This is a genomic window from Kitasatospora sp. NPDC015121 (genome assembly GCF_055562955.1).
Genome location: NZ_JBVHEH010000020.1, coordinates 145,876 through 156,555 on the forward strand (window position 1 = coordinate 145,876; position 10,680 = coordinate 156,555).

The 10,680-nt window shown below is 75.3% G+C and carries 6 protein-coding genes; 5 read left to right on the forward strand and 1 reads right to left on the reverse strand.

Annotated elements, in window-relative coordinates; genetic code table 11:
- Positions 1–15 precede the first annotated feature (15 nt).
- The 4 genes from ACZ3J7_RS28115 to ACZ3J7_RS28130 all read left to right on the forward strand — a co-directional run bounded on the left by ACZ3J7_RS28115 (position 16) and on the right by ACZ3J7_RS28130 (position 8,634).
- A complete protein-coding gene (locus ACZ3J7_RS28115; RefSeq protein WP_465625771.1) occupies positions 16–579 on the forward strand; it encodes a dihydrofolate reductase family protein in 564 nt (187 codons plus the stop codon).
- 228 nt (positions 580–807) lie between these two features.
- Complete coding sequence (locus ACZ3J7_RS28120; RefSeq protein ID WP_465625773.1) at positions 808–2,241, forward strand: esterase/lipase family protein; 1,434 nt, start codon at positions 808–810, stop codon at positions 2,239–2,241.
- Positions 2,238–7,478 carry a tetratricopeptide repeat protein gene (locus tag ACZ3J7_RS28125; protein ID WP_465625775.1) on the forward strand — a complete coding sequence of 1,747 codons (5,241 nt, stop codon included), beginning with the start codon at positions 2,238–2,240 and terminating at the stop codon, positions 7,476–7,478. The genes ACZ3J7_RS28120 and ACZ3J7_RS28125 overlap by 4 nt, the downstream gene beginning before the upstream one ends.
- A 187-nt stretch (positions 7,479–7,665) precedes the next feature.
- Entirely contained in the window at positions 7,666–8,634 is a 969-nt protein-coding gene (locus tag ACZ3J7_RS28130) for a hypothetical protein (RefSeq protein ID WP_465625777.1), read from the forward strand.
- Between the two features lie 97 nt (positions 8,635–8,731).
- On the opposite strand, the gene ACZ3J7_RS28135 is transcribed toward ACZ3J7_RS28130, so the two are convergent.
- Positions 8,732–8,974 (reverse strand): chaplin, encoded by a 243-nt coding sequence (locus tag ACZ3J7_RS28135; RefSeq protein ID WP_465625779.1) that lies wholly within the window; start codon positions 8,972–8,974, stop codon positions 8,732–8,734.
- Between the two features lie 448 nt (positions 8,975–9,422).
- On the opposite strand from ACZ3J7_RS28135, the gene ACZ3J7_RS28140 reads away from it, so the two are divergent.
- A partial coding sequence (locus ACZ3J7_RS28140) for a putative Ig domain-containing protein (protein ID WP_465625781.1) occupies positions 9,423–10,680 on the forward strand: 1,258 nt, incomplete at its 3' end.

Consider the following 10,680-nt stretch of genomic DNA (forward strand, 5'->3'; position numbering starts at 1 on the left):
AGGAGGACCGGCGCGATGCGCAGCGTGACCTACTCGATGAACGTCTCGCTCGACGGCTACATCGTCGGACCGGACGGCGGCTTCACCTGGACCGCCCCCGACGCGGAGGTCTTCCGGCTCGCCACCGAGGAGGTCCGGGGGCTCGACGTCCACCTGCTGGGGCGGCGGCTGTACGAGACGATGCTGTACTGGGAGGACGCCGACCAGGACCCGGAACTCGACTTCTCCACCCAGGAGTTCGCCACGATCTGGAAGGCCCTCCCCAAGGTGGTCTTCTCCCGCACCCTGACCGCCTTCCGGGGCAACGCCCGCCCGGCCGACGGCGGCCTGGCCGAGGAGATCGCCCGGCTGCGCGCCGCACCCGGCGACGGCGACATCGCGATCGGCGGCGCGACCCTCGCCGCCGAGGCCGCCGCCCTCGGTCTGATCGACGAGTACCGGGCCACGGTCCTGCCGGTGCTGGTCGGCGGCGGCATCCCGTTCTTCCCCCGCGCCGAACGCCGCGTCGACCTCGAACTCGTCGAGAACCGCAACGTCGGCCCGCGCACCGTCCGCCTCCGCTACCGGGTGGTGCGCTGACCGCCCCGCCCGGCCCGGGCCGAACGCGGTTCCGGCGGAAGGGACTTGTCGGCACGCGGGCGCGGACTCCCGCCCCCGGAAGTCCGCGGGACCCCCCGCCCAGGTGGTCATTTCGCCGAACGACGACCGGTCGGCCGGTCGTTCCGGTAGGAAGGGGAGTTCCGGCCCGGGGCGCCGCGCGCCGGGCGGACGGCGCGACGGACGGCGCCGGCCGGGGGAGGGGGAGCGGTGCGACGTGAGCGGGTCGAGGACCTGGTGGTCGTGGTCCCGGGGATCACGGGCAGTCGGCTGGCGGTGGACGGCCGGGAGGTGTGGGGCCCCTCCCCGGGTGCCCTCCGCCGGGCCATCGGCACGTTCGCCGGTTCCGTGAAAGCCCTGCGGCTCCCCGGGGACATCGGTGACGCACACCCCGGCGACGGCGTCGTCCCGACCGGGCTCGTGCCGTCCCTGCACGCGCTCCCCGGCGTGTGGCCGCTGGTCAACGGCTACGGCGACCTGCTCGACTGGCTGGAACGCACCTTCACCCTGCGTCGCGCACTGCCCGGCGACCGACCCGACGCCCCGGTCAACCTGGTCCCGTTCGCCTACGACTGGCGGCTGTCGTGCCGCTATAACGCCGGCCGACTGGCTGCCCTGGTCGACGTGGCGCTCGGACGTTGGCGGGCCACGGCCCCGCACCGGGCCGAGGCGAAAGTGCGCCTGATCTGTCACTCGATGGGCGGCCTGGTCGGCCGCTACTGGACGGAGTGCCTCGGCGGCGCCGAGGTCACGCGCCAGCTCATCACCCTCGGCACCCCGCACCGCGGATCGATCGGAGCCCTGGAGTCCCTGGTCAACGGGCACCGGATCGGCCTCGGCCCGCTGGCGGCGGACCTCACCGCCTTCAGCCGCAGCCTGCCCTCCCTGCATCAACTCGCGCCTGTCTACGCCTGCCTGGAAAGCCCCCGGGGCCTGCGCCACCCGCAGGAGTCGCCCACCGCACTGGCGGGCGTCGACCCCGCCCTGCTGGCGGACGCCGGCCGGTTCCACCAGGAGATCCGCGACGCCGCCCTGCACCGGGTGGCGCGGGGCGGCTCGGACCGGCTCTGCCTGCCGGTAGTCGGAGTCCGCCAGCCGACCCCCGCCACCGCCACCGTCCGGGACGGCCGGCTGGAACCGCTCGACACCATCGAGGGCACGGACGAGGGCGGCGACGGCAGGGTCCCGCGCTTCGCCGCCCACCCCGCCGAACTCGCGCCCGGCGACACCACGACCGCGCGCTCGTCCTTCGCCAACCACGGCGCGATCAAGAGCCACCCCGGCGTCCGCGAGGACCTGTACGACTGGCTCGCCCCCGCCCCGGCCGTCTACCGCGGCTCCCGGCCCACCCACCCGCTGGGCGTCCGAACCCCCGAGTACCTGGCGGCGGGCGAACCGTTGCACGTCCGGGCCGAGGCCGCCACCGGTCGGGACGGCGCGGACGAACTCGCGGTCCTGGCCGCCGTCACCGACGAGCACGGTGCCACCGTGACCGCCCGCACCCTGCGCAACCTCGGCGGCGGCCACTACGCCACCGCCTTCCCCGACCTCGTCCCGGGCGCGTACGCGGTCTCCCTGCACGCCGCCGGCGACCCGGCCGCCGCCGTGACCACCCTGACCCTCGTCCTCGAAGGCGATGCATGACCGAGCGGAACACGACCCCCGACACGGCTTCCGACGCCGCTCCGCACACCCCCGCCGAGGCCGCCGACGCGCTGCCCGACGCCACCCCGCCGACCGGGGGTACCTTCCTGGCAGTGGTGTACGACGACTACCGGGCACCGGAGTTCACCCCGCTCCCGGGCGCGGTTCGGCAGGTGGACGAACTCGCCGCCGCCCTCGCCGGGTTCGGCTACCAGCCGACCGTCCTGGTGAACCCCGCCCAGGGTGCCCTGGTCGACGCCCTCACCGACTGGTCCGCCGCCTGGGCCCGGCAGGGGCGGCACGGCCCGGCCGTCGTCGCCTGGTCCGGCCACGCCGAACTCGACAACGCCCGCGACCTGCGGCTCGTCACCCACGCCACCCCGAAGGGCAGCGCCAACAAGGACCGCTCCTACTCCCCGGAGCACCTCGTCGGCCAAGCCCTCGACAGCCGCGCCGACCAGATCCTGGTCCTCCTCGACACCTGCCACTCCGGCGCCGGCACGCTCACCGCCGTCAACCACGCGCTCAACAGCTGGGACGACCACACCCTGCCCGCCCCCCGCACCGCCTGGATCGGCGTGCTCGCCGCCTGCCGGACCCGGGAACGGGCCGTCGGAGGCCGCGGAGCGCTCCTGGAGACCGTCCTGGGACTGCTGCGCGACGGGCCCGGCCGCACCGGCGGCTACCGCCACGAGTGGAGCGTGCGCAACGAGGGCGTCACCGGCGAGACCCTGGCACTGGCCGCCATCGAGGAGATGTCCGACAGCGGCCAGACCCCCGTCCGCGCCTCCGCCGGCCAACCCGCCCCGATCTTCCGCAACCCCCGCTGGCGCCCCTCCTCCGGCGAGGCGCTGGTCGAACACCTGGTGCTCGCCGCCCGCGGCATCGACCCCACCGAGGAAGGCTGGTTCTTCACCGGCCGCCGCCGCGCCCTGCGCGCGATCACCGACCGCCTCCGCACCGGCGCCGCCGGCCTGCTGCTGCTCACCGGCCGGGCCGGCGCCGGCAAGTCCGCCGTCGCGGGCCGCATCGCCGCCCTCTCCGACCCCGCCGAACGGAGCGCCCTCCAGCGGCACGCCCCCCTCACCGCCGACGATCCCGACCCGGGCGAGAACAGCGTCGACGCCGCCGTCCACCTGCGCGGCATGGACGTCCAGGCCGTCGCCGACGCCCTCGCCCACCGCCTGGGCCTGCCCGCCCCCAAGACCCCCGCCGACCTGATCGCCCACCTCGAACGCGCCGGCACCGGTCTCGGCCGCCGCCACGTCCTGGTCCTCGACGGCCTCGACGAAGCCGCCCCCGGCCAGGCCACCCCGATCGTCGAGCAACTCCTCGTCCACCTCAGCCGCCTGTGCACCGTGCTGCTCGCCTCCCGGGACCGCCCCTTCCGCCCCCACCAGAAGCCCGGCGAGACCCTGGCCGCCGCCCTCACCCGTACCGCGGGCGCCGCCGTTCAGGTCCTCGACCTCGACCTCGATGGCGACACCACCGCCGACATCACCGCCTACGTCCGCCGCCGCCTCCACGCCGACCGCGTCCCGGAACGGACCGCCGCCGAGATCGCCCCCGTCCTCGCCCAACGGGCCGGCACCGCCGGCGGCGGATTCCTCTTCGCCCGGATCGTCGCCTCCCACCTCGCCCGCACCCTCGCCACCGACCCCGACCGCCCCTGGCGGGACCTGGTCCCCTCCGGCATCACCGAGGCCCTCACCCTCGACCTCGCCGCCGTCCCCGCCCGGCACCGCGAGGGCCGCCGACTCCCGCACGCCGCCCTCGACCTGCTCACCGCCCTCGCCTGGGCCGCCGGCAACGGCATGCCCGCCCACGGCGTCTGGCAGGCCGCCGCCACCGCCCTCCGCGACGACGACACCGTCTACGACCCGGACGACGTCGACTGGCTCCTGCAGCACTACGGCCGCTACATCGTCGAGGACGGCGACGGGACCCAGGCCGTCTACCGGCTCTACCACCGCGAACTCGTCACCCACCTGCGCACCGCGGCCACCGGCCGACGCGCCGGACCCGCCCCGTCCGCCATCGTCGACGCCTTGGTCGACCTCACCCTCGCCCAGACCCAGGACGGGGCTCACCCCGACCAGGCCAACCCCTACCTGCGGCGGTATCTGCGGTACCACGCCGTGGTCGCCGACCAGCCCGGCATCACCGCGCTGCGGCGACTCGTCCGGGCCGACCCCGGCACCCACCTCCCCGAGCTGGCCGTGGTGCTGAACGACTCCTCCGCCCGCTGGAAGGGCGCGGGACGGCGCCAGGAAGCACTGGCCGCGGTCGAGGAGGCCGTCGCCATCTGCCGCGAGCTGGTCCGAACGGACCCCGACGCCCACTCGCCGGTCCTGGCTGCGGCCCTGCACAACCTCGCCATCCGGCTGGCGGAACTGGGCCGTCACCAGGAGGCCGCCGTCCCGGCGGAGGAGGCTGTCACCGTCTACCGCGCACTCGTCCGGGCCGACCCCGACGCCTACCGCCCCGAGCTGGCCCGGGCCCTGAACAACCTCGCCGACCAGCGGGCGAAGCTCGGGCGACGAGGGGAGGCGCTACCGCTGGTCGAGGAGGCCGTCCGGCTGTGCCGCGCACTCGTCCGCGGCAATCCCGACGCCCACCTCCCCGAGCTGGCCCGGGCCCTGAACAACCTCGCGGGCCGGCTGGCGGGACTGGGCCGCCACCAGGAGGCCGTCGCCCCGGCGGAGGAGGCCGTCGCCCTCCACCGCGCACTCGTCCGGGCCGCTCCCGCTGCCCACCTCCCCATGCTGGCGATGGCGTTGAACAACCTCGCCAGCCACCTCGCGGGCGCGGGACGGCGCCAAGAGGCCCTGCCCCTGACCGCGGAGGCCATCGCCACCTACCAGAAGCTCGCCCGGACGAATCCCGAGGCGCACCTCCCCGACCTGGCGATGGCGCTGAACAACCTCGCCGTCCGACTGGCCGAGGCCGGACGGCGCCAGGAAGCCCTGATCCCGGCGGAAGCGGTCGTCCGGCTGCGCCGCGCACTCGTCCGGACCGACCCCGACACCTACCTCCCCCACCTGGCCACCGCGCTGAACAACCTCGCCACCCACCTGGCGGAGGCGGGGCGCGGGCCGGAGGCGCTGGAACCGGCCGAAGAGGCCGTCGCCGTCCACCGCGAGCTCGCCCGGACGAATCCCGGGGCCTACCTCCCCCACCTGGCGATGGCTCTGAGCAACCTCGCCACCCACCTGCCGGAGGCAGGGCGGGGGCGGGAGGCGCTGGCCCCGGCCGAGGAGGCCGTCCGGCTGCGCCGCGAACTCGTCCGGCTCAGCCCCGGGGCCCACCTGCCCGGCCTGGCCACCGCCCTGAGCAACCTCGCCATCCGGTTGGCGGAGACGGGACAGAGGGCGGAGGCCCTGACCGTGGCCAGGGAGGCCGTCCAACTGCGCCGCGAACTCGTCCGGCTCAACGCCGAGGTGCACCTCCCCGACCTGGCGATGACGCTGGGCAACCTCGCCAGCCTACTGGCGGAGCTGGACCACCTGCCAGAGGCGCTGGCTCCGGCGGAGGAGGCCGTCGCCATCTGCCGCGCACTCGTCCGGGCCGCTCCCGACGCCCACCTCCCCGAGCTGGCCCGGGCCTTGAGCAACCTCGCCGTCCTGCTGGCGCAGGCGGGCCGCCCGGAGGAGGCGCTGGCCCCGGCCGAGGAGGCCGTCCGGCTGCGCCGCGAACTCGTCCGGCTCGGCCCCGGGGCCCACCTGCCCGGCCTGGCAAGCGCGTTGAACACCCTCGCCGTCCGGTTGGCGGAGGCGGACCGGACAGGGGAGGCACTGCCCCTGGCCGAGGAGGCCGTCCGGTTGTGCCGTGAGCTCGCCCGGGTCAGTCCCGGAGCGCACCTGCCCGGCCTGGCAAGGGCGTTGAACACCCTCGCGGATCAACTGGCGCGGGCAGGACGGCCGGGGGAGGCGCTGGCCCCGGCCGAGGAGGCCGTCCGGCTGCGCCGCGAACTCGCCCGGGCCGACCCCGACGCCCAACTCCCCGGCCTGACCTCGGCGCTGAACACCCTCGCGACCCGGCTGGCGGAGGTCGGCCGGACCGGGGAAGCCCTGGAGCGCTACCAGGAGGCCATCGCGGAGTGGTCCGGCCCGGTGCGGTCGGCAGCCGAGATCGCCCTCCACCGGGCCCTGTTCCTGCTGGACCACGACGGCCCCGCCACCGGCATCGCGGCACTGTGCGCCCTGCTCACCGGGCCGGAGCCGGTCGGTGTCGAGACGGTCCTCAAGGTCCGGCAGCGGCTCCGGAAAGCCGTCGAAGCCGACCCAACCCTGCGTGAGGCCGTCGTACGGCACTGCCCGGACGCGGGAGCCCCCGCCGGCCCGCCCGGCTGGCTGGACGTCACGGAGCCCGCCCTCCGGCTGACCAGGGACTGGATCAACACCGGCACCTGGATCGAGTCCCGCGACTTCGTCACCGCGCACCCCGAGCTGCTGGCCGCCGCGTCCCGCACCGCGATGGGCGAGTGGGCGCTGTTCGGTGAATCCGTCCTGCGTCACCTCGGGCTGCTGGAGCGCCTGCTGGCCGGGGAGCCGGTGGCGGAGGTGTACCGGCCGCTCGTGCTGCCCCAGCTCCTGCTCGAGTGGATCCGGGTCAGCGTCGCGGAGGAGGACCGGCTCGCCTCCGCCGCCTACCTGGCCGAGCACGCGGAGGACCTCCTCGCCCCCGAAGCGGACGAGGCGCTTGCCGACATGCGCGTGCACGACGGCTCCGGAGCCGCGAGCCCGGTCGCCGCCGTCCTCCGGGCCGTCCTCGCGGCGGTCCGCAGCGACGGCATCGAGGCCGCCTACCGCCTGCTGGACGACCGCCGGGCCCTGCGCGCCCGCCTCGGGCGCGCACTGGAGGGCGCCGACGCGGCGGCGCTCGGCTGGATCGCCTTCCTGGAGGACAGCGTGCACGACGCCCCGTGGACCGCCGCGGTGCACTGGCTGCTGGCCGGGCTGCTCGCCGACGGTCCTGCGGTCGACGGTCCCGGTGCGCCGCCGCGCAGGCCGCAGCCGGCGGTCCGCGCGGCCGGGGCCGCCGAGTCGGCTGTCGACCCCGGGCCGGCCGCCGTCCTGCGCGCCGCAGCCCGGGAGCGGGCACCCGGCCCGGAAGAGCACGACCGGGCTGTCGCCGAACTCGCGGCCCTGATGGCCGCGCACCCGGGCCGGGCCGCCGCCGTCGGCGAACTGCTCCGGGCGGTCCTCGCCGCCCCGCCCCGGACGGCCGAGGAGTGAGCGGACGGCCGAGGAGTGAGCGGAGGGCGGCCCGCCGCCCCTACCCCCTCCGGGCCGGCCCCGGTGCGGGAATGCCCGCATCCGCCCCGAACGGCCTTCTCCTGCGGGAGGATTGGCCCCGGTGGCAGCCGGCGTACGCCGGAACGGAACGCGGGAAGCACCGGGGGGCACGACGATGTGGCAGGCCGTGACAGCGAACGGCGGGTGGGACCTGGCGACGGTCTGCCTCTCCTACCTGACCATCGTCTTCGTCACCAGCCGGGGGCTCATCGCGGCCCCGCGCTACCGCCAGCTGCAGGGCCGGATCCTGGAGGCGAGGGCGCAGGCGGCGGTCCTCGCGGTCGGCGCCGCCGGGGACCCGGTCCGCACGGCGTCGATCGCGGCGGCCACCGCGCAGCTCGACGAGCTGGAGAACACCGACCGGGTGGTCTGGCGGGTGCGGCCCAGCACCTGGGTGATCGCCATACCGCTGTCGAAGCTGGCCGCCGCCTGGCGGGTCCTGCACGGCGCCGAACGCCGCCTGCTGCGGCTCCAGCCGACCGAGGAGGTGGCGACCCAATTGCACGCGCTGCGACTGCGGTTGGCCGACTCCGCGGTTCCGGGCGACGCGGAACTCGCCGTGGAACTCGTCACCCAGGCCGCCGCCGCCACCACCGGTGCCGAGGCCGCCGCGCTGCTGTCCAGCACCACCGAGCAACTGCACGCCCGGGAGGACACCGAGGCGGAGCGCGAGTACGAGCACCAGCGGACCGCCCTGTGGCTCGCGGCGACCGGCCTCGGGGCGGTGTTCCTGATCGGGGCCACGCTCGACCACCGGCCGACGATGCTGCTCGGCGCGCTGGGCGGGTTCCTGTCGCCGCTGATCGGGGTGATGCGCTCCCAGCGGCCCTCGTCCTGGGGCGTGCTGGTACTGGCCCCGGTGGGCGGGGCGCTCGCCGCGGTCGGCGGGTTGCTGCTGGTCAGGATGCTGGCCGATCCGGAGCTCAGCCTCCTCGGCCACGTCTTCCTGGAGAACTCCTGGGACGCGCCGGCCAGGCCCGTCGCCCTCGCGACCGCGCTGCTCTTCGGATTCTCCGGGACGCTCTTCTCCCGCCTCGCCCTGACCGCCACCGGGCAGCTCGTCTCCGGCGCCCCGGCCGCCGTCCGGCAGCCCTGACGGCCCGGCACCGGACGCGCGCGGGCCCCTCCCGTTCCCGGAAGGGGCCCGCGTCCTGCGGACGGGCCGTGGCACGGGCCCGTCGACGGGAGCTGGATCAGCCGATGTTGGCGCAGGAGTTGCCGAACGCCGGGTTCAGCGCGCTGATCACGCCGATGCTGTTGCCGCACACGTTGACCGGGATGTGCACGGGGATCTGGATCAGGTTGCCGGAGAGGACGCCGGGCGAGCCGACGGCCACGCCCTGGGCACCGGCGGACGCGGAGGCAGCTCCGGCGGTGCCGAGGACGGCGGTGGCCGCCAGCGCGACGACGGCGAAGTACTTGCGGGTGCGGGACATGTCGACTCCTTGGTTCCTCATGGGGCGCCGCCCCGGGTGGAGCGGTGCCGGTGATTCGGGTTCGTGCCGGCGGCGCGGTCGAGGGGCGTTGCTCCCCCCCGACGGGCGCGCCGTCCGGCGGGTCGGCCGATACGAACTCTTCACCGCCACCGCGCGCGCTCCGCCCCGGACCCGCCCCGGCCACCCGTGCGGCCCAGCACGATCACCCGGGCGGCGGTGCGCCGCGGCCCCCGCCGAACGCCGTCCGGCCGGGTCGGGGTTGACGGGGGGTCAGGGGGCGGTCGGTCCGGCGCGGCCGACGGCGGGGTCCGTTCCCGTGTTCCGTCCGCGTGTTCCGCCCGCGAGTTCCGTCGGCACTGTTGACCAAATTGAAGTGGCCATGGCACTTTCGTCCGGCGCGGGCGTGCACCGACCGGTCACACGCCTGCAATCCCCCACGAGGAGAGCCATGTTCAAGAGATCCGCCGCCGCACTCGGCGCGGTCGCGGTCGCCGCGGGCGCCCTGACCCTCGGCGCCGCCCCCGCGCAGGCCGTCCAGGCCGGTGACCTGACCTCCACCATCGCGCTGAGCAACTGCTCCGCCGCGCTGGTCCGCTACCCGAGCTCGGTGGACACCGACCGGGCGATGATGCTGACCAACGGCCACTGCCTGCCGACCATGCCGTCGGCCGGCCAGGTCATCCAGAACGCGAGCGCCAGCCGCAGCGGCACCCTGCTGAACTCCGCCGGGAACTCGCTCGGCACCGTCCAGGCGGACAAGGTGCTGTACGCGACGATGACCGGCACCGACGTCGCGCTCTACCAGCTCACCGACACCTTCGCCTCCGTCACCTCCAAGTACGGCGCGACCGCGCTGACGATCAGCGACACCCACCCGGTCGACGGATCCGCCATGTACATACCCTCCTCGTACTGGAAGCAGGTCTGGAACTGCTCGATCAACGGGTTCGTCGGAACCCTGCGCGAGGACCAGTGGACCTGGCGCGACTCGCTGCGCTACAGCGCGGGCTGCAACACCACGCACGGCACCTCCGGATCGCCCATCGTCGACGCGACCAGCCGGAAGGTCGTCGGCATCAACAACACCGGCAACGACGACGGCGCGATGTGCACGCTCAACAACCCGTGCGAGGTCGCCGCGGACGGCACCACGACCGCCACCAAGGGCCAGAGCTACGGAGAGGAGACCTACTGGTTCACCACCTGCCTGGGCACCGGCCGGGTCATCGACCTGAACGTCAGCGGCTGCCTGCTGACCAAGCCGGCCGGCACGGCCGTCACGGTCACCAACCCGGGCAACCAGTCGACCGCCCTGAACGGCGCCGTCAACCTGCCGATCAAGGCCACCGGCGGCACCGCGCCGCTCAGCTACTCGGCCACCGGCCTGCCCGCCGGCCTGTCCATCAACGCCTCCACCGGCGTGATCAGCGGCACCGCCACCACGGCCGGCGGCTCCACGGTGACCGTCACCGTCAAGGACGCCGCCAACAAGACCGGCACCACCACCTTCAGCTGGACCGTCACCAGCAACCAGGGCACCTGCACCCCGGCCCAGCTGCTCGGCAACCCCGGCTTCGAGACCGGCACCGCCAGCCCCTGGACCACCTCCAGCGGCGTCGTCGACAACTCCAGCTCCCAGGCCGCCCACGGCGGCTCCTGGAAGGCCTGGCTGGACGGCTACGGCTCCGCCCACACCGACAGCCTCT